Origin of the sequence: Microcella indica, from assembly GCF_013414345.1 — a bacterium.
Lineage (GTDB): Bacteria > Actinomycetota > Actinomycetes > Actinomycetales > Microbacteriaceae > Microcella > Microcella indica.
Genome location: NZ_CP058670.1, coordinates 2,194,002 through 2,219,978, shown reverse-complemented (window position 1 = coordinate 2,219,978; position 25,977 = coordinate 2,194,002). Strand labels below are relative to the sequence as shown.

Genomic DNA, 25,977 nt, shown 5'->3' with positions numbered 1-25,977 from the left:
TGCGCTCGTCGCGGTGCCGGTGGGTCAGTTGGTCTGGATGAGCTTCGGTGACGTCAGGTTGGTGGCGGGCGACTTCCAGTGGCGACCGGTCGGCTTCGAAAACTTCATCCGGATGTTCGGAGACGAGACGTTCGCGATTTCGCTGCGGAACTCCTCGGTATTCATCTTCTGGACCGTCGCACTTACGATGGTGCTCGGCACGGTGCTCGCGCTGGCAACGGATCGCCTGGTCCGCTCCCAGCAGACCGTGCAGAATGTCCTGATCTGGCCAGCGATCGTCGCGCCAGTGGTTGTGAGCGTCGTGTGGTTGCTCATCCTGAGCCCGCAGATCGGCCTGCTCAACCGCATCCTCATCACGTTCGGGATCGAACCCCAGGCGTGGCTGGGCGAGAGCTTCGGTGCAATGGCGAGCATAATCGTGCTCGACGTCTGGCACTGGACGCCGATCGTCTTCCTCTTCGTCTACACCGCTGTGCGCGGCCTCGACCAGTCCGTCTTGGAAGCGGCCCGGGTCGACGGGGCCACCTACCTTCGGCAGGTGCGGGACATCATTCTCCCGTTGATCGCCCCCGCACTGGTCGGCGCCGCCGCGATTCGATTGATCATGGGCGTGAAGGCCTTCGACGAGATGTACCTACTTACTTTCGGCGGACCGGGAACGGCGACCACCGTTATCACGATCTACCTGAGGGCCGTCTTCTTCGACTCCTTCGACTACGGGTACGGCAGCGCCCTGAGCGTGACCGTGGTCCTCCTGGTCGCGTTTGTCCTCGTGCTCGCACTCGTCTACCGCTCCGTGCGGAGGAGGTTCTCCAATGACTAGCCTGACTTCGCACAGAAGGCGTCGCCGTCACCCCACCGCGGTACTTCCCGGACTGATTGTAGTCGGCGCGATCGTGACTATCGTTGTTCCGCTCCTCTGGATGGTGCTCATCGCCTTCCAGCAGCCGCGGGCGATCATCGCCCCCGGGTGGCGGTTTGAGTTTTCGCTTCACAACTTCGCCGAGGTCTTCAATCCGAACACCGTCTTCGGTTCGCAGGTTCTCAACAGCCTGATCATCGTGGTCGCTGCCACGGGTCTCACTCTCGTGATCGCCACGTTTGCCAGCTACAGCCTCAGCCAGCTTCAGTGGTCGCGACGGGTCGTGCTCGGTGTACTCAGCGGCGCGGCGCTGCTGCAGGTCATTCCGCCCATGACCCTCGTGCCCGGCCTGTACGCCACGCTCACCAACATCGGGCTGGTCAACACCCTCGGTGGGCTCATTCTGGTGAACACCGTGTTCAACCTGCCCTTTGCTCTGATCATGACGAAGTTCTCGTTCGACGCGTTGCCGGTCGAGCTCAAGGAGTCGGCATCCGTCGACGGCACCAGCGAGTTCGGCGTCTTCCGCCGGATCATGCTGCCGCTCGCGATGCCCGGCATCTCGGCGGTGGGCATCTTCACGGCCATCCAGGTCTGGAACGAGTTCCTCTTCGGCCTCGTCTTCACCTCGGGTGGACGCACGGCACCGATTACCGTCGGCATCGCCGCCCTGATCCAACCCCAGGAGATCAGGTTCGGCGGCATGGCCGCTATTGGGGTCGTGACGGCGATCCCGATCATCATCCTGGCCATCGCCGCGAACCGCCAGATCGTCTCCGGACTCGTCGGAGGGGCGGTTAAGGGATGACGGACAAGCCGGACCTCTATCTCATCCACTGCCACGACCTGGGTGACTGGCTGACCACCTACGGCTACCCCCAGATACCGAGCCCGAACCTCGACGCTTTCGCAGCCACCTCAGTGGTCTTTGACCGTGCCTTCGCCACGGCCCCGCTGTGCACGCCAGCAAGGTCGTCGATCTTCACCGGTCGACTGCCCCACGAGAATGGGCTCATGGGCCTCACCCACACGGGCTGGACGTACAGGCCCGACGTTCCGACGCTGCCGGAGGTGGTTCGCTCCGCGGGCTATCACAGTGCGCTCATCGGGCTGCAGCACGAGGATCTGGACGCGAGGGTGCTGGGGTTTGACGAGGTGCACGGGCTTGGGTTCATCCCCAGGGCTCTCGAAGTCGCGACCCTGACCGAGCGGTGGCTGGCTGAAAATCCCGACGGCGCGCCGTTCCTTCTCTCCATCGGTATGTGGGAGGTTCATCGTCCGTGGCCCGAGGAGGACTATGAGCCGGTCGACCCCGCGAGCGTGAGGGTGCCTGACTACTTGCCCGACAACGAGCACACTCGCCGGGACATCAGCCAGTTCTACGGCGCGATCCGCCGAATGGACGAGGCCTTCGGACGGATCGTCGCCGCGATCGACGCGCACCCACGGGGGCGCGACGCGGTCATCGTGTTCACCACCGACCATGGTGTTGCCTTCCCACGCGCAAAAAGCACTCTGTATGACTCGGGCGTGAAGGTCGCGCTCATGATGCGAGCGCCCGGAACGTGGGGCGTCGTCGCTGGCCGCAGCGACGGCATGGTTAGCCACCTAGATCTGCTGCCGACCCTCGCAGATTTCGCCGGGGCGAAGGCCCCTGACGGACTTAGCGGGTTGGTCCTGCTCGATAAGTCCGGCGTTGTCGACCCGGGGGATCGGCGGCTGTTCCTGGAAAAGACCTATCACGACAGGTACGACCCAATCCGGGCCGTGCGGACGTCGACGGCGAAGTACATCCGCAACTTTGTAGATGCGCCCGCCTTGCCGCTGCCCACCGACTTGGAACTCAGCCAGACCAGAGTTGGCATGGATGACGCACATTTGCGCCCACGCCCGCCTGAGGAGCTCTACCTGCTCACCGACGACCCCTCCGAGCTGAACAACAGGGTCGATGATCCCTCGCTATCGGCGCTGCGCGAGGGCCTCTCGCGTGAGCTCGATCGTCACTTGCGCTCGACACAGGATCCGGTGCTCGCGGGTGCGGTCGCCCCTCCGCCTGCACCGGTTCGGGGTCGACGGCAGTGAGCAGCTCGCGACGTGCAATTTTGGTGATGTTTGACAGCCTCAATCGGCTGTATCTGCCACGCTACGGCCAGCTCGACGACCTCGAGGCTCCGAACTTCGCGCGGCTCGCCGATCGTGCGGTTCGGTTCGACCGCAGCTACGCCGGCAGCCTGCCGTGCATGCCCGCACGCCGTGAATTACACACTGGCCGCTACAATTTTCTCCATCGCAGCTGGGGGCCTCTGGAGCCTTTCGATGACTCCGTGCCCGCGATGCTTGGCGCCGCAGGAGTCGCCACGCACCTGGCGACCGACCACATGCACTACTGGGAGGACGGGGGCGCGACCTATCACACCCGTTACGGCTCGTCGTCGTTGATCCGCGGACAGCAGGGTGACCCGTGGAAGGGCCAGGTCGACGATCCCGACGTCGGCGACAGCCTGCGCATCCAGCGCAACAGCACCTGGCGCCAGGATCGCATCAACCGCCAGTTCGTGCAGCGGCTTGAGGACTACCCCCAGACGCTGACATTCGACGCGGGAATCGACTTCATCGAGCGCAACGCACACACCGGACCGTGGATGGTGCAGATCGAAACATTCGATCCGCACGAACCGTTCGACAGCGCCGAGCAATTCCGTCAGAAGCATGGTGTCGACGATGTCCCAGACAACGACTGGCCCGATTATCAGCCAGTTCTCGAGCCGGAGAAGATCGCCGACAGTGTTCGCGGGCATTACCGCGCGCTGGTCGACCAGTGCGACCAGTCGCTTGGCCGAGTGCTCGACCTCATGGACGAGCACGACCTCTGGTCAACCACGATGCTGATCGTGTGCACCGACCACGGGCTCTTACTCGGGGAACAGGGATGGTGGGGCAAGTCGGTTCCGCCCTGGTACGAGCCCACAGTGCACACACCGCTGTTCATCTGGGACCCTGAGCAGCCACAAGCCGCTGGGAGTGCATCCTCGACGCTCGTGCAGACCATCGACCTCGGTCCGACGCTGCTCGACTTCTTCGGCATCGCCACAACGCCGCAGATGCAGGGGACCAGCCTTCGGCAAACCATCAGAGACAAGTCGCCGGTGCGCGAGTACGCGCTGTTTGGTGCGTTCGGCGGGCACGTCGGAATCACCGACGGTGCTAGCGTTTATCTCCGCGCCAGTGCCACACCGGCCAACCGACCATTGCACGAGCACACTCTAATGCCCACGCACATGCGGGGCTTCTTCACCGCCGAGGAACTCGCCACGGCAGAGCTTGTTGAAGGCTTCAGCTTCACGCGGGGCTCGCGAGTGCTGCGGATGGATGGATCAGTATTTGGCAATCCGTATCAGGCCGGGACGATGTTGTTCGACCTCACCGCAGACCCCGATCAGTTGGAGCCCACCGTCGATGACGAACTCGAATTGCGGATGGCGACAGCCCTGCGCGACCTGATGATCGCCACCGACGCACCCGCCGGACAGTACGAGCGCCTCGGTCTGCCGAGAGAGGGAGCGGTTGCAAGGAAGCATCTGCTCGTGGAACAGCAGCGCGAATTCGCTCAGGCTACTCGGGTGCTCCCGCCCCCGCCCGACCGCTTCCCTGTCGCCGAGTTCGGCGTGCAGTCGACACTCAGCGAACTGCTCGCGGATCCTTGCGCCGCAGCGGTCCTCCGACGCTCCGCGCGGCGCGTGGAGATCGCAGCCTTTGGCCAAGTCTCGGGCGGAACGACCCTATACCGCGCGGCCTACGTACTGTTCGGACCCTCACCTTGGTCCACGATGGATGACGTCACCAAGGAGCTGGCTCGACTTCGTCCTGTTGATGACGAGCCGAGTTGAGGCCGAAATTCAGCCAGGAGTAGGCGCAGACCCGGGACCGCGCCCGTTCGAACCAGGAGAGTGTGGATGCCGGTACACGATGGGCCGGTGGATCTGAACGGCCGCGGACGCCGACATCGCCAGTTGCCGTCGATGCTCAAGGTGGGCTGCATCGGTTTCGGTGGCGGCAGCGCGTTAATTCCGATCATGGAGCGAGAACTGGTCTCCCCTGACGGTGGCCTCACCGAGAAGGCTTTCGTGCAGGATGTCGTTATCGCAAATGTTACGCCGGGTGCCCTGCCGGTGAAGCTCGCGGCGCTCTCGGGCATCCAACTCGGCGGCGCTGCGCTGTCTGCCTTCTCGGCGCTCTTCGTGGCGCTACCAGGCACCATTGCGACAGTGGGACTGCTCGCACTCTTCTCAGCGCTCGGCCCCGTCGCAATCCGCAACCTGGAGTACGTCTCACTCGGCATTACCGCCTTCATCCTGTTCCTACTGGCGCATTATGTCGCGACGGTGATTGTCGATGGGGGACGCCGGCGCCGGGTCTACATGCTCATCGCTGGTACAACGTTCCTGCTCACAGGCGCTGAGAAGTCTCGCGCGCTTATTGCCCATGTGGCCGGTCTCGAAAACAGCTGGGTTCTGCCAGAACTCTCCGCGTTGGGCGTCGTCCTGGTCGCCATCGGCAGCATCGGTGCCTTCTCGGTCTACCAATGGTTCCGGTACCGCCCGCAGTTTGGCACGGCGCGACGGCGCGCTCAGGGTCTGCTGCGCCCCGTGCTGGTCGCGATCATCACGTTCGCTGTGGTCACGCTAGGCGGCATCGGGACGGCTCTGCTCATCGATCCGGTCGGCGGCGGCGCCCTCCTCGGACTCGTGTCGCTCTCCTCCCTCTCCTCGTTCGGGGGCGGGGAGGCCTACGTCGGCGTGGCGGACGGTTTTTTCGTCGCGTCGGGGATGGTCGATTCCGCGAGCTTCTATGGTCAGATCGTGCCGATTGCCAATGCGCTGCCCGGACCGATCCTGGTGAAGATCGCGACGGGCATCGCCTACTCCATTGGATTCGGGGGTGGCGGATTCGTGTTAGGAATCATCTTCGCGACTCTCGCCTTTCTGGTCAGCATCGGGGCGTGCTGCGTCGTCGCTCTCGGCGTGCTTGCCGCATACGATAAGGCGCAGCACTCACTCTTCGTGCAGAACGTCGCTGGCTTCATCCTGCCGGTGATCTGCGGCCTGCTCGCATCCACGTCGGTGTCGATGCTGCACTCGAACGCGCGGATCAGCGAACAGGCAGGTCTATCCGGCTGGATCGCGGTGCTGGGCTCCATCGCCCTCGCTGGCGGCGTCGCGCTGGTTCATCGGACGGCGAAGGTGCCGGACATCGTGCTCGTCCTCCTCTGCGGCGGTGCATCCTTCGCGCTGCTCATCACCCTGTGAGAGAAATACCATGGAACCCATGAAGCCATCGAACGGTCTGACCCGACATGTTCCGCCGGACCCGGCGAGCTCAGAAGCGTCGTGTTGCGCCCCTTCGCCAGACCGCGAGAGCCCCTCCCATTCGTTGCCGAGCCTGGGCAGCGGCGCCGGCATCGGCGTAGGCGTCGGCGAGCACAGTATCGAGCAGCGCGAGGTGCCCCCCGGCAACTTCCGCATGGGCGATTCGTATGGCGACGGAAATCCTCAAGATGGGGAGCGTCCGGTGCATGAGGTGTCGCTGACGGCGTTCCGCATCGACGCAACCAGCGTCACGAACGCCGACTTTGCGAAATTCGTCGACGCGACCGGGTACGCGACTGAGGCGGAGACGTTCGGATACTCCGCCGTATTCCACCTGGCGCTGAGCGCCAATCCAGCAGACGTGATCGCGCCCGCGGCGGGGACACCCTGGTGGTTAGGCGTGAGGGGGGCTGACTGGCGGCACCCGGGCGGATCGCTATCCGGTATCGACGGGCTTGAAGATCATCCGGTCGTTCACGTTAGTTGGAACGACGCAGTGGCATATTGCGACTGGTCTGGCCGCCGCCTGCCGACCGAGGCTGAGTGGGAATACGCCTCACGGGGAGGCCTTGACGGTGCTCGGTACCCGTGGGGCGACGACCTTCTCGATGATGGAGCTTGGCGAGCGAACATCTGGCAGGGTGACTTCCCTCGCATTAACACAGTCGAGGACGGCTTCCTGACGACGGCGCCTGTCCGTACGTTTGAGCCCAACGGTTATGGCCTGTGGCAGACCGTCGGCAACATTTGGGAGTGGTGCGCCGACTGGTCAGACCCTTCGTACTACCTCACGTCTCCAGTATCAGGCCCAAAAGGCCCCCCGGAGGGCATGTACAAGGTCCTCCGCGGAGGCTCCTACCTCTGCCACGACTCCTACTGCAATAGATACCGATGCGCCGCACGATCCTCGAACACTCCAGACTCCTCTATGGGTAACGCCGGGTTCCGTACCGTCGAAATCGACGGCACAATTTAACGGTTCCGAATTTCCTAGCAGGCCGGCTGGCTTAGCCGCAGATGCTCCCATCAGTAACCACGTTCAGAATCGGCTGCCGGCGTCGCGACCGCCCGCAAGGTGGGTGAGGTGTGGGAGGTGTCGACGGCGATTATTACCCGCGAGGCGCGAGCCGCGTCCGGGGAGGTGCAACATGATCGGATGCCGGCGCTCCTCACGCCGGAGGTAGACGACGAATGGCTGCAGCAGGGCAAAGCTCGACCACCGCCAGCTGCGCCAGCTCAAGGCACCGACCCCGCATCTGAGGATCGAGGTATTCGCCAAGCACGGACGCCAAGCCGAGGCGGTCGCGCTCATCGAAGAGGCTCTCGAGGATCCGAAGATTCTGATGCCAGCGAGCAATCGTGAGATCTCGGAGTTTCGGTTTGTCAGCATCTAGCAGCCTCAGCACACATAGGCCGCCTATCGCGCGTCGTCCTCGCCACCCTCGGCAGGCGACGGCTTTCCCTCCGCCGGGATGACGGTGTGATCGTCGTTCTCTGCCGGGTCGTCGCCCTCGGCTTGCGACGGGTTGTTGTCGCCCGTGAAGTCGTCGAGCTCGCCGTGATCGTCCGCTCGTGCCATGGTCGTTCCTTCCGTGCGATCGATGGATCGCTCACGGTAGGCGCGATGTCTGAGTGGGTATGGAGGAAGGCGGAAATCGAGTCGCAGGGTGGGCCCCGCAGGCGCGAGCGCAGGTTATGCGGTTGCGAACGAAGGACCTGTCAGGTGGGCCCCGTGGGGCTCGAACCCACGACCCGCGGATTAAAAGTCCGCTGCTCTGCCAACTGAGCTAGAGGCCCGCTACCCCTCCAATCTATCGCGCAACACGGCCCAGCGGGGCCGGGTAGCGTGGCCGCCATGAGCGAGAACGCGAGCAACAGGCCTGCCCGGCCGCACCGGCCGGTGCGGGTTCCGGCGACCGCGTTCGAGGGCATCGAGGGCGGCCTCGACCCGGCGGTCGAGCTGCGCATCGCCCACGACAGCGCGCGCGCTCTCGTGCACCGCGTGCGCGAGAGCGACGACCCCGACCTCGTGGAGCGCATGGTCGCGTACACCGACGAGCACGGGCTCGACACGCTCGCCGAGCTGTGGGCGCGCGCGAGCGCCCGATCCCTGCCGGGGGCGCTGTGGCGGCTGTCGCTCCTGCGCGCGCTCATCTGCCAAGACCCTCAGGGCACCTCGCTGCTGTTCCAGCGCGGGAGCGAGGTGCTCGCCACGGCCGACGTCGTCGTCGCGGGCGCCGAGTCGCCCACGGGGCCCGAGGAGATCCGCGTGCTCGCCGACCAGGTGCTGCGCGGCGCGTACGTGGGCGACTTCGCGATCGCCCTCGAGCGGGCGGCGTCGTTCTGCCGCACCGCGTCGGCGGGCGCGGCCGACCTCGCGGACGACGCCGACGCCGCGGTGGATGACGCTCGGGCGGCAGAGCTCACGAGCCGAGCATCCCGTCTCGCGACGAGCGCGGAGGATTTCACGGCCTGCGCGCGCCTCGAGCGCCGCGGCGCCCTCGACTAGCGACGGGCGACGGGCGACGGGCGACTGACGACCGGCGGCACCTGAGTACGAGCGGAATGCGCCGCGCAGACCCCTCGTTACACTGGACAAGCCGGGCCGCAGTAACCCCGGGCTCCACTATTCGCCGCTTCGAGCGGCCACGCGCCGAGAGGCGTTCTGCGGCCCGGTTTTTGTCTGCCCGCACGCAGCCCGCGCTCGGCCCGCGCGGGGCCGTCACGCTGCGAGGTCACGCGCCGAACCTGACAGTGACCTGAGCACTTCCCGCCCCGGCAAACCCCGCGGCCCCGGGTGCCGAACACCAGGCATGTCAACCACAGCACTGGAATCCCGCTCTCGCCTCACCGGCTTCGCCGCGGCGCTGGCGCTCCCGACCCTGCTGATCGCTCTGACCGGATGCGCGGGCTCCATGCCCCCCGCCGGCGACGAGCCCAGCGAGCCGAGCGCGTCCGCACCGATGGAGGAGCCGATGGAGCAGGGCCCCGACGAGGTCATCACGATCGGCCTGGCCTTCATGCCGGAGACGATCACGGTGCCCGTGGGCACGACGGTGACCTGGCGCAACGGCGAAACCATCGGGCACACCGTCACTTCGGGTGCCTGGGGTGACGTGAACGAGAGCACCGGGTTGCGGGGATCCCAGACGGCTGACGGCCTGTTCGATCACGCACTAGCGCCGATGGGACAGGAGGGGGACACCTTCTCGTTCACCTTCGACGAGGCCGGCGAGTATCCGTACTTCTGCCAGCCGCACCTGACCATGAACGCCATGGTCATCGTCGAGGAATAGCCGACCCCTGCACCGCATCACACCTGCACGATCAACTCACTGAAGGAGACACATCATGCGCAAGACCACCGCATTCGCCGGGCTCGGCCTCGCCGCCGCCCTCGTCCTCACCGGATGCTCTGCCACGGCCGAGGAGCCGATGGACGAGCCCACGGCCGAAGAGCCCGCCGCCGTCGACACCGTCAACAGCGATGGCGCCGCTCTGCGCGCTCAGCTGACGGCGCTGCTCGCCGACCACGTGTACCTCGCCGGTGCCGCGATCGATCAGGCGCTCGCCGATGGAGGCGACCTCGAGACTGCCGACGTGCAGGCCGCTGTCGCGACCGTCGACGAGAACTCGGTCGAGATCGCCGCGCTCGTCGGCTCGGTCTACCCCGACGCCGAGCAGCCGTTCCTCGACTCATGGCGCTCGCACATCCCGTTCTTCGTGAACTACACGCTGGGCGAGGCGACGGGCGATGCTGAGATGTCGGCGCAGGCTGTCGAAGACCTCAACGGCTACGCCGTGTCCTTCGGCCAGCTGATCAACTCGGTCGTCCCCGAGCTGCCCGCCGAGGCCGTTCAGGGCGAGCTCGAGATGCACGCCGTCTCGCTGCTCGCGGCGATCGACGCCAACATCGCCGGTGACCCCGAGTACTTCAGCCTCCTCAAGGAGGCCGCGGGCCACATGCCGATGACCGCCACGGCTCTCGCCGGTGGCATCGCGGCGAACGCCGGCATCGAGTAGCAACCGGGTTCCTCCGGGCCGGGGGTGAGGGGCACTGCGCCTCTCGCCCCCGGCCTTTCTCGTTTCGTCTCCGTCGACGCACCCCCCACCGAAAGGAGCAGAGCCATGCGAGTTCTGCGCATCGCCCTCTACGCCCTCACGGGCGCCGGTCTCATCGTCAACGCCGTCATCCACCTGCAGCTCGCGGCGACCTTCGACGCGGTCGCGGGCCCTCTGCTGAGCCAGGGCGACCTGTTCCGCATTCAGGCCGCGGCGGGCATCCTCGTCACCGTCGCCCTCGTGATCGCGCGCCGCCCCTGGACGGCCGCCATCGCCGTCATCATCGCGGTCGGCGGGCTCGGGATGCTCGTGCTCAGCACCCTCGTGCCCCTCGACCTCACCGCCCTCGGTCTGCCCGTGATCTTCGAGCCTGTGTGGTACTCCGACAAGGTGATCGCGGCTCTCGCGCAGGGGCTCGCGGCACTCGCCGCTGCGGCGCTCATCGTCGTCGAGCGTCGCCGTCGCGCTGCCGTGCCGCGCACTCCCTAGCCGCGGGCCGCACGCGCCCTCGCCGAGTGTCCTGACGGGACATTCAGTGCGCGGGGTGAAATGCTGGGGGAGTGTCCCCCGAAACCGAAGTCTCCGTGAGTGCGCCCAGCGCGCTCGACGCGGCGAACGACCTCTTGCAGCGCGTCGCCCAGGGCGACCAGCGCGCGTTCAGCGAGCTCTACGACCTCATCACGCCGCGCATGCTCGGCCTCGTGCGGCACGTGCTCAAGGATCACGCCCAGTCGGAGGAGGTGGTGCAGGAGGTGCTTCTGGAGATCTGGCAAACCGCACCGCGCTTCGATCCGAATAAGGGGAAAGCGGTGACCTGGATGCTGACCATGGCCCACCGGCGGGCGATCGACCGCGTGCGCAGCGCGCAGTCCTCGCGAGACCGGGACACCAAGATCGGCATTCGTGACCTGGGACGGGAGTACGACTCCGTCTCGGAGAACGTGGAGATCCGCATCGAACACGAGCGAGTGGAGAAGGCGCTGACGAAGCTCACCGAGCTGCAGAGACAGGCTGTGGAGCTCGCCTACTACGGCGGGTACACCCACAGCGAGGTCTCGATCATGCTCAGTGTGCCGATCGGCACCGTCAAGACTCGATTGCGCGACGGCATGATCCGTCTGCGCGAAGAATTGGGGGTGGCGTCATGAACCGTGATGCCGATGACGTGATGACCGATGAAGAGTTCGCCGACACGCGAGCCGCCCTCGGTCTCGCTGTGCCGCCGGTGACCCCGTCGGCGACCATGAAGGATGCCGTGATGGCCCGCATCGCCGAAACGCCGCAGGCGTCTCCCGAGGTCACGGCGCCGCAGGCGTCCCCTCGGCCCACAGTCGTGCCCGGTGGCGAGTCTGCCGCCACGCCTGCGGTTGCGAGCCTCGCCGAGCGTCGCGCGCAGACGCGGTGGTTCCACCGCCCTGGCTCGGTCGTGCTGGCCGCCGCCGCGGCGGTCGCCCTCTTCTTCGGGGGAGTGCTCGCCGCCGACCTCGTGAACCCTGCGGCCGGTGACGCCAAACAGCTTGTCGCTCTCGTCGCCGCGCCCGACGTGCAGACTGTCGCGTCCCCCGTCGAGGGCGGGGCGAGTGCCACGCTGGTCTCCTCCGAGAGTCTCGGCCTCTCCGCGATGGTGTTCGAGGGGCTGCCTCAGCTCACCGACGAGCAGGCCTACGCCCTCTGGTACATCACCGACGGCGAGCCGACCCCCGCTGGCCTGTTCTCGGTCGGCGAGGACGGCGCGGTCGTGCAGGTGCTCGAGGGCACCTTCGAGGCCGGCACGGTCGTCGGGGTGTCGGTCGAGCCGAGCTCGGGTAGCCCCGCGCCGACGACGACGCCCATCGTCGCGATCGCGACCGCGTAGGTTCGCGGGCGCTCAGGCGCTCACGCGGTAGCCGACGCCGCGCACCGTCTGGATGACGGCGTCGCCGTCGGCGGCGGTGCGCGCGAGCTTCGCGCGAATGCTGCCGATCGTCACGCGAACGGCGCGTGCCGCGGCGTCGGGGTCGGCGGTGGAGGAGAACTGCCGAGCGATGTCGCCGGCCGGCACGAGCCGCGGCGAACGGGTGGCGAGGAAGTGCAGTATCGAGAACTCGCGGTGCGTGAGGCCGATCTCGAGCTCGTCGAGCAGGGCTCGATGCGCGACGGCGTCGACCCGTAGCCGGCCCACCCGCACGGCCTGGGCACTCGCGTGCGCGGCGAAGCCGAGGCCGACGAGGGCGCGGCGCAGCTCCTCGGCGGTGACGGGCAGCGTCACGAGGGAGTTCGCGCCCGCATCGAGCGCGCGCTCGGCGTCGCCTCGCCCCTCGTCTCCCGCATGGATCCCGACCAGTACCGGGATGCTCGCCCAGCGGTGCACGACATCGATGACCTCGGCGAGAGCGCCGGAAGAGGCTTCCGCGGGCACGAGCACCGCGTCGGGGGCATCCTCGTGCAGGGCCACGAGCATCTCCGCGCAACTGGCGCGAGAGACGAGGTCGATGCCGTTGCGCACGAGGTCGCGGTCGGGGCTCGCGCAGACGTCGGCGAGAGCGCCGCACACGACCACGCGACGGAAGACCGCCGGATGCTGCGCTGCGGTCTCCTCGTGCGTCGAGCTCGTCATGGCCATCCCTCGGGGCCGCGCGGGCGCAGCGGCTCTGACTGCATGACATACGCCGCAGGGAAACGGCACATGAACGGCTCAGTGCGCGGGGGCGATTTCTGTCAGAAGTGCTTCCACCCGCCGCTTGATGTCGTCGCGGATGCCTCGCACGGTCTCGATGTCCTGGCCGGCCGGATCCTCGAGAACCCAGTCCTCGTAGCGCTTGCCGGGGTAGATCGGGCACGCGTCGCCGCACCCCATCGTCACGACCACGTCCGAGTCGACCACTGACTGCGTGGTGAGGATCTTCGGCACGTTGTTCGCAATGTCGATCCCCTCCTCGGCCATGGCCTCCACGGCGATGGGGTTGACCTTGTTCTTCGGTTCCGACCCTGCAGAGAGTACGGTGACGCGGTCGCCCGCGAGGTGCTGCAGGTAGCCGGCGGCCATCTGGGAGCGCCCGGCGTTGTGCACGCACACGAAGAGCACGGTGGGAAGGCCGGCCGTGTCGGCCTCCTTCTTCTTCTTGGATAGCGAGAATCTCATGATTGAAGTATAGACAAAAATCTATACGACGGGGAAGTCCCGACGAGCGAGCGTCAGGCAGTGAGCACGTCGAGCTCGGTCAAGAGTCCCCGAACGCGCGCGTCGATGTCGTCTCGGATGGCGCGAACGGCGTCCATCGGTCGATCTGCAGGATCGTCGACGGGCCAATCCAGGTAGCGCCGACCCGGGAACACCGGGCATGCATCGCCGCAGCCCATGGTCACGACGACATCTGCGGCGCGCACGACATCGTCGGTGAGGGGCTTCGGGAACTCGGCGCCCAAGGGCACCCCCAACTCCTCCAAGGCTGCGATGACGGAGGGGCGGACGGCGCCGGCGGGGGCGGAACCGGCCGTGCGAACTCGCACTCGATCACCACCGAGATGGCGCGCGATAGCCGCGGCGAGTTGCGATCGCCCCGCGTTCTGAACACACACGAAGAGCAATTCGACAGGAGACGCATCGATTCGCTCTCGTTCGCTCTCATGCGACGCTTCCAGTGCGGCGAGACGCTCAGCGCTGAACTGCGCGACTGCCGATGGGTAGGCATGGCCGCCTGAGCGCGCGGCGAGCAGACGCTCACTCTCGGTGATCACGTGCCGCACCGTTTCCGCCGAGACCGTGCCCGCAAACCGGGTCTCGAGGTCAGCGACCATGCGATCGAGAAGCGTCGTATCGATGGACTCCCGCGCAGCCTGTGGACGCCACTCATCGAGGCGAGACGCCACGTCGGCGGGCACGGAGTACCAGACCTCGCGACCACGGGGCTCGCGTGCGACGACGCCCGCGCCCAGGAGCACTTTGAGGTGGTGCGAGACGGTCGGTTGACGCAGGGCCAGGTGCTCAGTGAGCCGGCCCACTGTCGCGCTGCCGCCAGGCGAGTCGAGCAGGTATCGCACGATGTCTCCCCGCGTCGGGTCGCCCAGCGCGGCGATTCCCGGGGCGAGTGGAGCACGAGCATCCATAGATTAGAGTCTATGTCGTCCGCCCCGACTGCTTCGCCGGCGCAACCCCTCAGGCTGGCGACAAGCATTAACGTCTGTGTCGCTCGCGAGACACCCGGTGGTGTCAGACTGTCGTGATGCACGACGAGGGCACGAGCACGAGCGACTATCAGGTCGACGGTGGTGTGGGCGGAGACTTCTCCGACGACTACGACGAGACCACGAGCGTCGATGACGGCACGCTGCCCACCGACCGCTATCTCGACCGCGAGCTGAGCTGGCTGCACTTCAATCAGCGCGTGCTCGAGCTCGCGGAGGACCCGACGGTTCCCCTGCTCGAGCGCGTGAACTTCCTCGCGATCTTCGCCTCGAATCTCGACGAGTTCTTCATGGTGCGCGTCGCCGGTCTCAAGCGGCGCATCGTGACCGGCCTCGCCGTGCCGACCAACACGGGGCGCGTGCCCGCAGACGTGCTCGCGAGCATCAACAGCTTCGCGCTCGAGCTGCAGCATCGGCACGCGCGCGCCTTCCACGACCTCGTCAAGCCGGCCCTCGACGAGGCGAGCATCCACGTGGAGACGTGGGCAGATCTCGACGACGCCGATCGCGCGCGCGTCGACGAGATCTTCACCGAGCAGATCTTCCCCGTGCTCATGCCGCTGGCCGTCGACCCTGCTCACCCCTTCCCCTACATCTCGGGCCTCTCGCTCAACCTGTCGGTGCGGGTGCGCAACCCGAAGACGGCGAAGATCGAGTTCGCCCGCCTCAAGGTGCCCACGGTGCTGCCGCGCTTCGTGCAGCTGGCCGACAGCTCCTCGGGCAATCTGCGCTTCCTCACCCTCGAAGACCTCATCTCGAACCATCTGCACGAGCTCTTCCCGGGCATGGAGATCCTCGAGCACCACGAGTTCCGCGTGACGCGCAACGAGGATGTCGAGATCGAGGAGGACGAGACCGAGAACCTTATCCAGGCCCTCGAGCGCGAGCTGCTGCGGCGCCGCTTCGGGCCTCCCATCCGTCTCGAGATCACTGACGACATGGACCCGGTGACGCTCGGGCTGCTCGTGCGCGAGCTGGGCATCACCGAGCAGGAGGTCTACCGCCTGCCGGCGCCGCTCGACCTCGGCGGGCTCTTCGAGCTCGCGAAGATCGACCGCCCCTCTCTCAAGTACCCGAAGCACGTGCCGGTCACGCCCGTGCAGCTGCAGCCGGGCGAGCCCAACACGGCGCCCGACGTCTTCGCGTCCATTCGTGAGGGCGACATCCTCGTGCACCACCCTTACGAGTCCTTCGCGACGAGCGTGCAGGCCTTCCTCGAGCAGGCGGCGAAAGACCCGAACGTGCTCGCGATCAAGCAGACGCTGTATCGCACGAGCGGCGACAGCCCCATCGTCGAAGCACTCATCGACGCCGCCGAGGCGGGCAAGGCCGTGCTCGCGCTCGTCGAGATCAAGGCCCGCTTCGACGAGCAGAACAACATCGACTGGGCGCGCAAGCTCGAGAAGGCCGGCGTGCACGTGGTCTACGGCCTCGTGGGGCTCAAGACCCACTGCAAGCTCGCGCTCGTCGTGCGCCAGGAGCCCGACGGCTCGCTGCGCTCGTACAGCCACGTGGGCACGGGCAACTACAACCCCAAGACGAGTCGCATCTACGAAGACCTCGGCCTGTTCACGGCCGACGAGCAGGTCGGCCGCGACCTCACGCGACTGTTCAACGAGCTCTCGGGCTACGCGATCGAGAAGAAGTACAAGAGGCTCCTCGTTGCTCCCCGGTATCTGCGCAAGGGCCTGCTCAAGCTCATCGCCACCGAGACGAAGTTTGCACGCGACGGCAAGCCCTCCGGCATCCGCCTGAAGCTCAACTCGATCGTCGACGAGGCCATCATCGACGCGCTCTACCAGGCCAGCATGGCGGGTGTGCCCATCGATCTCGTGGTGCGCGGCATCTGCGCCCTCGTACCCGGGCGCGAGGGGCTCAGCGAGACCATTCGCGTGCGCAGCGTGCTCGGGCGCTACCTCGAGCACTCGCGCATCTTCGCCTTCCACAACGACGGCGACCCGCAGGTGTACATCGGCAGCGCCGACATGATGCACCGCAATCTGGATCGTCGCATCGAGGCACTCATCCGGCTCAGCGACCCGGCGCACATCGCCCAGGTCGACGAGCTCTTCGAGCGCCATCTGCACGACGAGGCTGCCTCGTGGCACCTGCACTCGGACGGCACGTGGCAGCGACACCACCTCGATGGCGCCTCGGGCGATCTCGATGACGTGCAGAATGGCCTCATGAAGTCGATCGCCGACCGACGCCGCAGCCCGAAGAAGCGATGACCCCCGCGAGCAGCACCGCGACCGCCTCTGCGACCGTGCTCGCCGCGGGCGCCGTCGTCTGGAAGCTCGTGGACGGCAAAGCGCGCATCCTGCTCGTGCACCGCACTCAGCACAAGGATGTCTCGCTGCCGAAGGGCAAGGTCGACCCCGGCGAGACCCTGCCGCACACCGCCGTGCGCGAGATCGCCGAGGAGACGGGGTTCGACGTGGTGCTCGGCGCCCCGCTCGGCACCGTCGAGTACACGCTGCCCAACGGCAAGGACAAGGTCGTGCACTACTGGGCCGCCGAGGTCGACCCCGGCGCCGCCGAGCGGCACAGCTACGAGGCCAACGGAGAGATTCGCGCTCTCGAGTGGGTCGTCGCCTCGAAGGCCGCCAAGCGCCTCAGCTACGAGCACGACGCCGAGGTCGTCGACCGGTTCGCCGCTCTCTTCGAGGCGGGGCTCGCCCGCACGTTCGCGCTCATCGTGCTGCGTCACGGCAAGGCGATGCCCCACGACCAGTGGGACGGCCCGGACGCGACGCGACCGCTGCTGCACCGCGGGCTCGAGCAATCGTCCTCCGTCGCGGGAGGCGTCGCCGCTTTCGGTCCGACGACCCTTGTCTCGAGCACCGCCGCGCGCTGCCTGTCGACGATCGATCCGACGGCGACCCTGCTCGAGCTACCCGTCAAGACGTCGAAGTCGCTCAGCCAAGACGCGTACGCCGGTGACGGCGAGAAAGTGGCGAAGGTCGTCGGCAAGCGCCTCGCGCGCCGGGAGTCGAGCGTGCTGTGCAGCCACGGCCCGGTCATCCCGCAGATCATCGCCGCCGCTGCGGCGACAGGGGGCGCCACGATCGACGGGGCACTGCGCCAGAGTGCCGCGCTCTCCACCGGCGAGTACTCCGTTCTGCACTTCTCCGCCGAGACGGAGACGCCCCGCCTCGTCGCGGTCGAGACTCATTCTCCGGCCGCGGGCTGAACCCCTTCCACCGGCGGCGAGTTCCGCCCTCGTTCACCTCCCGTTCACCGAGAGCGCCGACTCTCGTCAACAAGGCTCCTTAGCGTCTGTGACGTGCCGGGTGATCCGCTCGGCCCACCACCCTGTCACCAATCCCCGAAGGGAACACAGTGAACATCACGCGTGCGGGCAGCTTCGCTGCCATCATCGCCGCCGGTGCCCTCGTGCTCAGCGCTTGCGCGAGCGGCGAGACCACCGACAACGGCTCCGAGGGCGAGACCTCGGCCCTCTCCGGCACCCTTGTGGGCGCCGGCGCTTCGTCGCAGCAGTCGGCCCAGGAGGCTTGGGTCGTCGGCTTCCAGGAGGCCAACCCCGAGACCACCGTCGAGTACGACCCGATCGGCTCCGGCGGAGGCCGCGAGACCTTCATCGGCGGCGGCTCGCAGTTCGCCGGTTCTGACCGTGCGTTCAACGACGAGGAGATCGCGGCGGACAACTTCGCCTCGTGCGTCCCCGGCACGGGCATCATCGAGATCCCTGCCTACATCTCCCCGATCGCCGTCATCTTCAACCTCGAGGGCATCGACTCGCTCAACATGGATGCGGCGACCATCGCCGGCATCTTCGCGGGCGAGATCACGAACTGGAGCGACCCGGCGATCGCCGCCACGAACGAGGGCGTCGAGCTTCCCGACCTGCCGATCACGGCCGTGCACCGCGCTGACGACTCGGGCACGACGGCGAACTTCACCGACTACCTCGCGGTTAACGCCCCCGATGTCTGGACCGTGGGCCAGATCGAGACGTGGCCGACCGAGTACGGCGGAGAGGCTGCACCGCAGACCTCCGGCGTCGTCGACGCTGTCACGAACGGCACCGGCACCATCGGCTACGCCGACGCGTCGCGCGCCGGTGACCTCGGCACCGTCGCGGTCGCCGTGGGTGGCGACTTCGTGCCCTTCTCTCCGGAGGCTGCTGCAGCCATCGTCGACGCGTCCCCTCGCGTTGAGGGCCGCGGCCCGGGTGACCTCGCGATCAACCTCGACCGTGCTTCGGAAGAGGTCGGCGTCTACCCGATCGTGCTCGTCTCGTACCTCATCGCGTGCAACGAGTACACCGAGGGCGCCCCGGTCGACCTGGTCAAGGCGTACCTCAGCTACGTGATCAGCGAAGAGGGCCAGGCCCTCGCCGCTGAGGCGGCTGGTTCGGCCCCGATCTCGGCCGACCTGCGTGCCGAGGCCCAGGGCTTCATCGACGCCATCCAGTAGCACCGAGCAGTTCGCGGTCCCGACGATCGATTCCTCGATCGTCGGGACCGCGACTCTCATCCCCCGATAGCATCGCCAGAAGACACCGAGCCCGACACCCACGACGACCGCGAATCCGCGCCGGAGCCGAGGAGACAGCCCCCATGACATCGCCTGAGATCATTCGCCCCAAGGCGAAGCAGCGGCCTGGCGACCGGGTCTTCTCCGCGAGCGCCCTCATCTCGGGCAGTCTCATCCTCGCGATCCTCGCCGCCGTAGCAGGCTTCCTCATGCTGCAGGGCATCCCGGGCATGTTCGCCGACCCGGAGTCGGTATCGATCTATACAGAGGGCGAGAACTTCGTCGAGTTCGTCGTTCCCCTCATCTTCGGAACCCTGTGGGCGGCGGCGCTCGCGCTCGTCATGGCTCTGCCGCTTGCCATCGGCATCGCACTGTTCATCTCGCACTACGCGCCTCGCCGCCTGGCCCAGAGCCTCGGCTACATCATCGATCTTCTGGCCGCCGTCCCCTCTGTGGTCTTCGGTCTCTGGGGCGCGAACGTGCTGGCAGGCGCGATTCAGCCGAGCTTCGTCTGGCTGGAGGAGAACCTCGGGTGGATCCCGCTGTTCGCCGGTCCCGTATCGGGGACCGGTCGCACGATGCTCACCGCCGCCATCGTCCTCGCCGTCATGATCCTGCCGATCATCACGGCGATCTCGCGGGAGGTGTTCCTGCAGACCCCTCCGCTCTACGAGGAGGCTGCCCTTGCATTGGGCGCGACGCGATGGGAGATGATCCGCACCGTCGTCCTTCCCTTCGGGCGCCCGGGTGTCATCGCCGGCGCGATGCTCGGGCTCGGGCGAGCGCTCGGTGAGACGATGGCGGTGGCGATGGTGCTCTCCGGCAGCGGGGTCATCGTGTTCGACCTCATCGGCTCCGTCAACCCCCTGACGATCGCCGCGAACGTCGCGCTCAGATTCCCGGAGGCGTACGGCATCAACGTCAATGTGCTCATCGCCACCGGACTCATCCTCTTCGCGATCACCCTCGTCGTGAACTCCATCGCGCGCTACATCGTCAACCGCCGCAAAGACTTCTCGGGAGCCAACTGATCATGGTCAGCACCGTCAGCCCGCCTCAGGCCGTGGTCAACCCGCTGACCGCTGGTCGGCTGCCTGCAGCAGCCCCGTGGGGCATCCTCGCCGGCAGTCTCGCCGCGTCGATCGCCGTCTTCGCCCTGTTGCAGGCGTCCTCGGGCGAGGAGACATTCAACATCGTCGGCGCCGTGTTCTTCGGTGTCGTCGGGTATGTTCTGCTCGTCTACGTCGTGTCCCGGCTCGTCGAAGGCTCCCGCCGGGCAACGGACCGCTTGGTCACCGCACTGGTGGGCCTCGCATTCGTCATCGCGATGCTGCCCCTCATCTCCCTGGTCTTCACCGTCGTCACACAGGGCAGCGGCCGCATCGACCTCGACTTCTTCACGCTCTCCTTGCGCAATGTGCTCGGAGAAGGCGGCGGTGCCGCCCATGCGATCATCGGCACGCTGCTCATGACGGGCGTCGCTACTCTCATCTCGGTGCCGATCGGTCTGCTCACGTCGATCTATCTCGTCGAATACGGTCGCGGCCGTCTCGCGCAGTCGATCACGTTCCTCGTCGACGTGATGACGGGCATCCCCTCCATCGTCGCCGGCCTGTTCGCCTTCGCTCTCTTCGAGCTCATCCTGGGCCCGGGCACGCGGGTGGGGCTGTCGGGCGCTGCTGCGCTCACGGTCCTCATGCTTCCTGTCGTGGTGCGCTCGAGTGAGGACATCCTGCGTCTCGTGCCCAACGAGCTGCGCGAGGCGTCCTACGCGCTCGGCGTGCCCAAGTGGCTCACCATCCTCAAGGTGGTCATCCCGACCGCGATTGCCGGCATCGCGACGGGGGTCATGCTGTCGATCGCTCGAGTCATCGGCGAAACCGCTCCGTTGCTCATCGCGGCGGGATTCTCCAACAACTTCAACTTCGATCTCACCGAAGGGCGCATGCAGAGCCTGCCGGTGTACGTCTACTACTCGTACATCAGCCAGGGCACCGACTTCCAGCCCTACATCGACCGCGCATGGGCGGGCGCCCTCACGCTCATCGCGATCGTCATGATCCTCAACCTGGCCGCGCGCCTCATCGCCCGTATCTTCGCCCCTAAGCTCGGCCGCTAATCGTTAGGAACGCACCCACCGTGTCAAAGCGCATCGAAGTCAACGACCTGGACGTCTACTACAGCAAGTTCAAGGCCGTCGAAGGTGTCAACCTCGTCATCGAGCCCAGGAGCGTTACGGCGCTCATCGGGCCGTCGGGGTGCGGCAAGTCGACGTTCATCCGAACTCTCAACCGCATGCACGAGGTCATTCCCGGCGCGTGGGTGGACGGGGAAGTGCTCGTCGACGGCAACAATCTCTACGGCCCCGGGGTCGACCCCGTGCGGGTTCGCCGACAGGTCGGCATGGTCTTCCAGCGCCCGAACCCGTTCCCGACCATGTCGATCCGAGACAACGTCCTCGCGGGCGTCAAGCTCAACAACCAGCGCATCTCGAAGTCCGACGCCGACGAGCTCGTCGAGAAGTCGCTCAAGGGCGCCAACCTCTGGAACGAGGTCAAGGACCGCCTGGATCGGCCCGGCAACGGCCTCTCGGGTGGCCAGCAGCAGCGACTGTGCATCGCCCGCGCTATCGCCGTGGAGCCCGAGGTCATCCTCATGGACGAGCCCTGTTCGGCCCTCGACCCGATCTCGACCCTCGCGATCGAAGACCTCATCGAGGAGCTCAAGCAGGACTACACGATCGTCATCGTGACGCACAACATGCAGCAGGCCAGCCGCGTGAGCGACCGTACGGCGTTCTTCAACATCGCCGGTACCGGCAAGCCCGGCAAGCTCATCGAGGTCGACGACACCGCGACGATCTTCTCGAACCCGAGCATCAAGGACACCGAGGACTACGTCTCCGGCAAGTTCGGATAGCCGCACTGCGTGCAGTGTGTGGGCACGCTTGCACGAACGTCACCACGGTGGCGATCAGGTGGATACCGTCTGCTGCTCGGTGTCGTCCTCGTGAACAGTGAAGCGGTAGCCGACGTTGCGCACCGTGCCGATGAGCGACTCCATGTCGCCGAGCTTGGCGCGCAAGCGCCGCACGTGCACGTCGACCGTGCGGGTGCCGCCGAAGTAGTCGTAGCCCCACACCTCGCTCAGCAGCTGCTCGCGCGTGAAGACGCGGCTCGGGTGCGTGGCGAAGAACCGCAGCAGCTCGAACTCCTTGAACGTGAGATCGAGCGTGCGGCCGTGCACCTTCGCCGAGTAGCTCGCCTCGTCGATGACGACGCCCGAGGCGCGGATCATCGACGTCTCGGGGCCGATCGCCTGGCGGCCGATGACGAGCCGGAGCCGGGCATCCACCTCGGCGGGCCCGGCCGTGTCGAGGATGACGTCGTCGACGCCCCACTCCGCGTTGATCGCCGTGAGGCCGCCCTCGGTGAGGACGACGATGAGGGGGGAGCCGGCGCCCGTCGTCGTGAGGATCTTGCACAGCGACTTCGCCGCGGCCAGATCGGTGCGCGCGTCGACGATCACGGCGTCGGCGGCGGGCGCTCCGACGAGAGCGGCCGGTTCAGCGGGGATCTGGCGAACCCGGTGGCTGAGCAGACCGAGCGCGGGGAGAACGTCGGCGTTCACCTGCGAGGTCAGGATGAGCAGCTGCGCCATGTGTCCTCCACGGTGTCCCGGCCAGTCTACAAGCGGCCTACCATGGGGTCATGACCCGCACTCTGGCGACGGCGATCCCGGTGTGGATCGCGGTCGTCGTGGCGGTCGTGCTCGCCGCGACCCTCCTGCCGGAAGACCGCTGGGGGGATGCCCTGCCCGCGATCGCCGGCGGTGCACTACTCGTGACCTTCGCCGTGCAGGTGAGCCTGCAGCTCAAGGAGGGCTTCGTCACCCGGCTGCTCGTCACGACGAGCGGCATCGTGCTGATCCTGGCCGCCGCCACGGGGCTTCTGCTCATCATCGCGGGCGTAGACTAGGCCCATGCTGCTCGCCCTCGAAATCTTCTTCCTCGGCCTCCTCGGGCTGGCGACCCTCGCGATCGGGTTCGTCTCCGTCGTCGTGCTCGTCAACCTGTACCGCGGCCAGCGCTGAGCGGCGCTCCGCGCCCTCCGCGACCGCGTACCCTCGACCGTCTGCTCGTGACATCGTGATCTCACTCGACTCCGACCTTCCCGCCGAGCTCGCTCCCCTCGCCTGGCTCCTGGGCCTGTGGGAGGGCACGGGCGTCGTGCACTACGTCGACGGCGACCAGGTGCGCGAGCACGAGTTCGGGCAGCGCGTGAGCTTCAGCCACGACGGCCTGGGGTACCTCAACTACTCCTCGCAGACCTGGCTGCTCGATGAGGCGAACACGCCCCTCAACGCCGAGGCCGGCTACTGGCGGCTGCACCGGCCCGCGCAGGCGGGCGACCCTGGCCCGGGAATGCTGCCCGGCGACGGCGCGCGACCGTTCGCGACCGCCGACGAGGTCGAGACCCTGCGCACCGCGGATGGCTTCTTCGACGTCGAGGTCGCGATCATCCACCCGGGCGGCGTGAGCGAGCTCTACCTGGGGCGCGCGCAGCCCGCCCGCATCGACCTGCAGACCGACGCCGTCATGCGCTCGGCGAGCGCGAAGGACTACAGCGCGGCGACGCGCCTCTACGGCCTCGTCGAGGGCCGCCTGCTGTGGGCGTGGGATATCGCCGCGCTCGGCAACGATCTGCGCACGCACGCCTCCGGCACGCTCAATCGTCAGGAATGACATGACCTCCCCCTTCCTCGCCCTCCCCGGCTCCGTCGCAGACTCCTCGGGGCGCGTCGCGGCCCACTACGGCGAGCCGGTCGCTGAGCAGCGGATGCTCGCCGCGGGCCGCGCGATCGTCGACCTCTCCGACCGCGGCGTCGTGACCGTCACGGGGGAGGACCGCCTTCGGTGGCTCGACTCCCTCACCTCGCAGTCGATCGCGCACCTCGCACCGGGATCGAGCGCCGAGACCCTGCTGCTCGACCCGCAGGGCAGGCTCGAGCACAGCATGCGCCTCGTCGACGACGGCACCACGACGTGGCTGCTCGTCGACGGCGAGCAGGCCGCACCCCTCGCCGCGTGGCTCGACCGCATGCGCTTCATGATGCAAGTCGAGGTCGCCGATGCCTCCGCCGAGTGGGCGACGCTCGGGCAGCTGAGCGCTGCTGACGGCGACGGTGCGGGCGGCTCGCTGCTCGTGAGCGCCGCCGCCCCGCACGACGTGCCCGTGGTGTGGCGCGACCCGTGGACGGCCGTGCAGGAGGGCGGGTGGCAGTATGCGGCGTCGGCGGAGCATCCGGGAGGGGCCTTCCCCGCCGCGGAGATTCTCGTCGCGCGCGACGAGTTCACGGCGCTCGCCGACCGGGCTCGCGCGGGCGAGCTCGCGGTCGCCGGCACTCTCGCGCTCGAGGCCCTGCGCATTGCCGCGTGGCGGCCGCGCCAGGCCACGGAGGCCGATGAGCGCACCATCCCGCACGAGCTCGACTGGATGCGCTCGGCCGTGCACCTCGCCAAGGGCTGCTACCGCGGCCAGGAGACCGTCGCGAAGGTGCACAACCTCGGCCACCCGCCCCGCAGGCTCGTGCTGCTGCACCTCGACGGCTCGGCCGGCGTGCTGCCGGGCGCAGGCTCGGTCGTGCTGGACGGCGAGAAGGAGGTGGGCACCGTGACCTCGAGCGCCCGCCACCACGAGCTCGGGCCGATCGGCCTCGCCGTCGTCAAGCGCACACTCGACCCGCAGGCGCCGCTGACCGTGCGCATCGACGACGAGGGCGAGTCGCCCGCCGAGCTCGTCGCCGCCGCGCAAGAGGTCATCGTACCCGTCGAGGCCGGCGCGACCGCGGGGGTGCCCCGCATGCCGCGGCTCGGCGCCGTGCAGCGCTAGCGGGCGAGGCCGACGACCATGGCCGGCATGCCCGACCCGCTGCGCCGGCTCGAGCGGAGCATCCGCCGCAGGCTGGGTCTGCGCGCCGCGGGGCAGCGGGTCGTGCGGTCCCTGTCGGGCATCGCGCAGATCGTCGTCGCCGCGACGACGGCGTACCTCATCGCCCGCTTCGGTCTCGGGCACGAGGTGCCCGTCGTCGCCGTGACCGTCACGATCATCGCGCTCGGTCTCGCGCGGGACGCCCGCCCGCGCCGCGTCCTCGAAACCGTCATCGGCATCAACATCGGCATCATCGTCTCGGCCCTCATCGTGGCGGGCATCGGCCGCGGCATCGGGCAGCTCGCGCTCATCCTCGCCGCCACGCTCATCGTCGCGCGGGCGGTCTCGCCCTCCGCCCCGTTCGCGATCGCCGCCGCCGTGCAGTCGATGCTCGTCGCCCTGCTGCCCGACCCTGAGACGGGAGTGTTCGCCCGCAGCCTCGACGGCCTCATCGGCGGGGCCATGGCGCTCGCCGCGACCGCGCTCATCCCTCGGCTCGACGTCGTGCGCGCGCGCGATGAAGCGCGCGCACTGTTCTCCGTGCTCGACCAGTCGCTCGAAGGGCTCGTCACCGCGCTGCGCCACGGCGACGAGCCCGCTGCCGACCTCGCGCTCGCGAGATCCCGTCGCACCCAGCGGCTCATCGACGAGTGGGAGCGCAGCCTCGAGAGCGCCCGCGCGGTCGCCGACGTGAGCCCGTGGCTGCGCCGCCACCGCGCGCGACTGCGCGACGAGGCGCAGGTGCTCGAGACCGCCGACCTCGTCACGCGGCACGTGCGAGCGCTCGCCCGGCGCATCGACGTGCTCGTGCGCGACCACGGGGAGCGCCGCGCGCTCGCCGACGTCGTCGAGCGCGGCGCCGAGGTCGTTCGGCTGCTCGGCCGCAGCCACCACGAGCCCGCGGCGCGCTACGCTCTTCGTGCCGTCGCCGCCGAGCTCGCCGGGCACCTCGCTCCCGACCGCATCGACGGCGCGAGCGTGGCCGACCAGGTGGTCATCGTGCTGCTGCGGCCCCTCGCCTTCGATGTGCTCCTCGCGGCCGGGATGCCCGCCGACGAGGCGCGCGCGACCCTGCCGCCCCTCTGACCAGCCG

Annotated in this window: 27 protein-coding genes, 1 tRNA gene and 1 pseudogene; 23 read left to right on the top strand and 6 right to left on the bottom strand. The window is 67.6% G+C overall.

The features are described 5' to 3' along the window. Positions 1-13: 13 nt before the first annotated feature. From HUJ41_RS10790 to HUJ41_RS12910, 7 genes and pseudogenes are all read left to right on the top strand, one after another. A complete protein-coding gene (locus tag HUJ41_RS10790; protein WP_179872561.1) occupies positions 14-823 on the top strand; it encodes a carbohydrate ABC transporter permease in 810 nt (269 codons plus the stop codon). 73 nt (positions 824-896) lie between these two features. Continuing rightward, the gene (locus HUJ41_RS10785; protein WP_224744464.1) at positions 897-1,670 is read left to right on the top strand and encodes a carbohydrate ABC transporter permease; all 774 of its coding nucleotides are present in this window, start codon (positions 897-899) and stop codon (positions 1,668-1,670) included. Next, complete coding sequence (locus HUJ41_RS10780; protein ID WP_179872559.1) at positions 1,667-2,944, top strand: sulfatase family protein; 1,278 nt, start codon at positions 1,667-1,669, stop codon at positions 2,942-2,944. The genes HUJ41_RS10785 and HUJ41_RS10780 overlap by 4 nt, the downstream gene beginning before the upstream one ends. Before the next feature lie 26 nt (positions 2,945-2,970). Further along, positions 2,971-4,749 (top strand): sulfatase, encoded by a 1,779-nt coding sequence (locus tag HUJ41_RS10775; protein WP_179872558.1) that lies wholly within the window; start codon positions 2,971-2,973, stop codon positions 4,747-4,749. 87 nt (positions 4,750-4,836) lie between these two features. Then, positions 4,837-6,168, top strand: coding sequence for a chromate transporter (locus tag HUJ41_RS10770; protein ID WP_179872557.1), 1,332 nt, complete (start codon positions 4,837-4,839; stop codon positions 6,166-6,168). 19 nt (positions 6,169-6,187) lie between these two features. Next, positions 6,188-7,204, top strand: coding sequence for a formylglycine-generating enzyme family protein (locus HUJ41_RS10765; RefSeq protein WP_179872556.1), 1,017 nt, complete (start codon positions 6,188-6,190; stop codon positions 7,202-7,204). An 87-nt stretch (positions 7,205-7,291) separates the two neighbouring features. Then, positions 7,292-7,591: pseudogene (locus tag HUJ41_RS12910) on the top strand (SOS response-associated peptidase family protein); the annotation flags it as partial. Positions 7,592-7,645: 54 nt separating this feature from the next. Here HUJ41_RS12910 and HUJ41_RS10755 read toward each other — a convergent pair. Both HUJ41_RS10755 and HUJ41_RS10750 read right to left on the bottom strand, forming a co-directional pair. Further along, positions 7,646-7,807 (bottom strand): hypothetical protein, encoded by a 162-nt coding sequence (locus HUJ41_RS10755; RefSeq protein WP_179872554.1) that lies wholly within the window; start codon positions 7,805-7,807, stop codon positions 7,646-7,648. A gap of 145 nt (positions 7,808-7,952) precedes the next feature. Further along, a tRNA-Lys gene (locus tag HUJ41_RS10750) sits at positions 7,953-8,025 on the bottom strand. 58 nt (positions 8,026-8,083) lie between these two features. Here HUJ41_RS10750 and HUJ41_RS10745 point away from each other — a divergent pair. From HUJ41_RS10745 to HUJ41_RS10720, 6 genes are all read left to right on the top strand, one after another. Then, positions 8,084-8,737, top strand: a complete 654-nt coding sequence (locus HUJ41_RS10745) for a DNA-directed RNA polymerase subunit beta (RefSeq protein ID WP_224744463.1) — start codon at positions 8,084-8,086, stop codon at positions 8,735-8,737. A 304-nt stretch (positions 8,738-9,041) separates the two neighbouring features. Next, on the top strand, positions 9,042-9,524 hold the full coding sequence (locus HUJ41_RS10740) for a cupredoxin domain-containing protein (protein ID WP_179872553.1): 483 nt from the start codon (positions 9,042-9,044) through the stop codon (positions 9,522-9,524). A 55-nt stretch (positions 9,525-9,579) separates the two neighbouring features. Then, a complete protein-coding gene (locus tag HUJ41_RS10735) occupies positions 9,580-10,251 on the top strand; it encodes a hypothetical protein (RefSeq protein ID WP_179872552.1) in 672 nt (223 codons plus the stop codon). 105 nt (positions 10,252-10,356) lie between these two features. Further along, complete coding sequence (locus HUJ41_RS10730) at positions 10,357-10,779, top strand: hypothetical protein (protein ID WP_179872551.1); 423 nt, start codon at positions 10,357-10,359, stop codon at positions 10,777-10,779. A 95-nt stretch (positions 10,780-10,874) separates the two neighbouring features. Beyond that, a complete protein-coding gene (locus HUJ41_RS10725) occupies positions 10,875-11,438 on the top strand; it encodes a sigma-70 family RNA polymerase sigma factor (protein ID WP_224744462.1) in 564 nt (187 codons plus the stop codon). Beyond that, on the top strand, positions 11,435-12,145 hold the full coding sequence (locus HUJ41_RS10720; protein ID WP_179872549.1) for an anti-sigma factor: 711 nt from the start codon (positions 11,435-11,437) through the stop codon (positions 12,143-12,145). Before HUJ41_RS10725 ends, HUJ41_RS10720 begins: the two co-directional genes overlap by 4 nt. Before the next feature lie 12 nt (positions 12,146-12,157). Here the strand turns inward: HUJ41_RS10720 and HUJ41_RS10715 are convergent, their stop codons facing one another. The 3 genes from HUJ41_RS10715 to HUJ41_RS10705 form a co-directional block, all read right to left on the bottom strand. Continuing rightward, a complete protein-coding gene (locus HUJ41_RS10715; protein ID WP_179872548.1) occupies positions 12,158-12,886 on the bottom strand; it encodes a winged helix-turn-helix transcriptional regulator in 729 nt (242 codons plus the stop codon). A gap of 78 nt (positions 12,887-12,964) precedes the next feature. Beyond that, positions 12,965-13,411 (bottom strand): arsenate reductase ArsC, encoded by a 447-nt coding sequence (locus HUJ41_RS10710; RefSeq protein ID WP_179872547.1) that lies wholly within the window; start codon positions 13,409-13,411, stop codon positions 12,965-12,967. Between the two features lie 53 nt (positions 13,412-13,464). Beyond that, positions 13,465-14,376 (bottom strand): metalloregulator ArsR/SmtB family transcription factor, encoded by a 912-nt coding sequence (locus HUJ41_RS10705; RefSeq protein ID WP_179872546.1) that lies wholly within the window; start codon positions 14,374-14,376, stop codon positions 13,465-13,467. Positions 14,377-14,492: 116 nt separating this feature from the next. On the opposite strand from HUJ41_RS10705, the gene HUJ41_RS10700 reads away from it, so the two are divergent. The 6 genes from HUJ41_RS10700 (at position 14,493) to pstB (ending at position 21,873) form a co-directional block, all read left to right on the top strand. Beyond that, on the top strand, positions 14,493-16,685 hold the full coding sequence (locus HUJ41_RS10700) for an RNA degradosome polyphosphate kinase (protein ID WP_179872545.1): 2,193 nt from the start codon (positions 14,493-14,495) through the stop codon (positions 16,683-16,685). Continuing rightward, complete coding sequence (locus tag HUJ41_RS10695) at positions 16,682-17,647, top strand: NUDIX hydrolase (protein WP_179872544.1); 966 nt, start codon at positions 16,682-16,684, stop codon at positions 17,645-17,647. Before HUJ41_RS10700 ends, HUJ41_RS10695 begins: the two co-directional genes overlap by 4 nt. A 149-nt stretch (positions 17,648-17,796) precedes the next feature. Further along, the gene (locus HUJ41_RS10690) at positions 17,797-18,894 is read left to right on the top strand and encodes a phosphate ABC transporter substrate-binding protein PstS (protein WP_179872543.1); all 1,098 of its coding nucleotides are present in this window, start codon (positions 17,797-17,799) and stop codon (positions 18,892-18,894) included. Between the two features lie 143 nt (positions 18,895-19,037). Continuing rightward, positions 19,038-19,985 (top strand): phosphate ABC transporter permease subunit PstC, encoded by a 948-nt coding sequence (gene pstC, locus HUJ41_RS10685; RefSeq protein ID WP_179872542.1) that lies wholly within the window; start codon positions 19,038-19,040, stop codon positions 19,983-19,985. Between the two features lie 2 nt (positions 19,986-19,987). Further along, complete coding sequence (gene pstA / locus HUJ41_RS10680) at positions 19,988-21,073, top strand: phosphate ABC transporter permease PstA (RefSeq protein WP_179872541.1); 1,086 nt, start codon at positions 19,988-19,990, stop codon at positions 21,071-21,073. 20 nt (positions 21,074-21,093) lie between these two features. Then, positions 21,094-21,873, top strand: a complete 780-nt coding sequence (pstB, locus tag HUJ41_RS10675) for a phosphate ABC transporter ATP-binding protein PstB (protein ID WP_152582247.1) — start codon at positions 21,094-21,096, stop codon at positions 21,871-21,873. A 54-nt stretch (positions 21,874-21,927) separates the two neighbouring features. Here the strand turns inward: pstB and HUJ41_RS10670 are convergent, their stop codons facing one another. Beyond that, positions 21,928-22,614 (bottom strand): response regulator transcription factor, encoded by a 687-nt coding sequence (locus HUJ41_RS10670; RefSeq protein WP_152582248.1) that lies wholly within the window; start codon positions 22,612-22,614, stop codon positions 21,928-21,930. A gap of 50 nt (positions 22,615-22,664) precedes the next feature. On the opposite strand from HUJ41_RS10670, the gene HUJ41_RS10665 reads away from it, so the two are divergent. The 4 genes from HUJ41_RS10665 to HUJ41_RS10650 all read left to right on the top strand — a co-directional run bounded on the left by HUJ41_RS10665 (position 22,665) and on the right by HUJ41_RS10650 (position 25,970). Then, the gene (locus HUJ41_RS10665) at positions 22,665-22,931 is read left to right on the top strand and encodes a hypothetical protein (protein WP_179872540.1); all 267 of its coding nucleotides are present in this window, start codon (positions 22,665-22,667) and stop codon (positions 22,929-22,931) included. Between the two features lie 170 nt (positions 22,932-23,101). Next, positions 23,102-23,698 carry a heme-binding beta-barrel domain-containing protein gene (locus HUJ41_RS10660; RefSeq protein ID WP_179872539.1) on the top strand — a complete coding sequence of 199 codons (597 nt, stop codon included), beginning with the start codon at positions 23,102-23,104 and terminating at the stop codon, positions 23,696-23,698. Between the two features lies 1 nt (position 23,699). Then, positions 23,700-24,845, top strand: a complete 1,146-nt coding sequence (gene ygfZ, locus HUJ41_RS10655; RefSeq protein ID WP_179872538.1) for a CAF17-like 4Fe-4S cluster assembly/insertion protein YgfZ — start codon at positions 23,700-23,702, stop codon at positions 24,843-24,845. Between the two features lie 27 nt (positions 24,846-24,872). Continuing rightward, positions 24,873-25,970, top strand: coding sequence for an FUSC family protein (locus HUJ41_RS10650; RefSeq protein ID WP_179872537.1), 1,098 nt, complete (start codon positions 24,873-24,875; stop codon positions 25,968-25,970). Positions 25,971-25,977 lie beyond the last annotated feature (7 nt).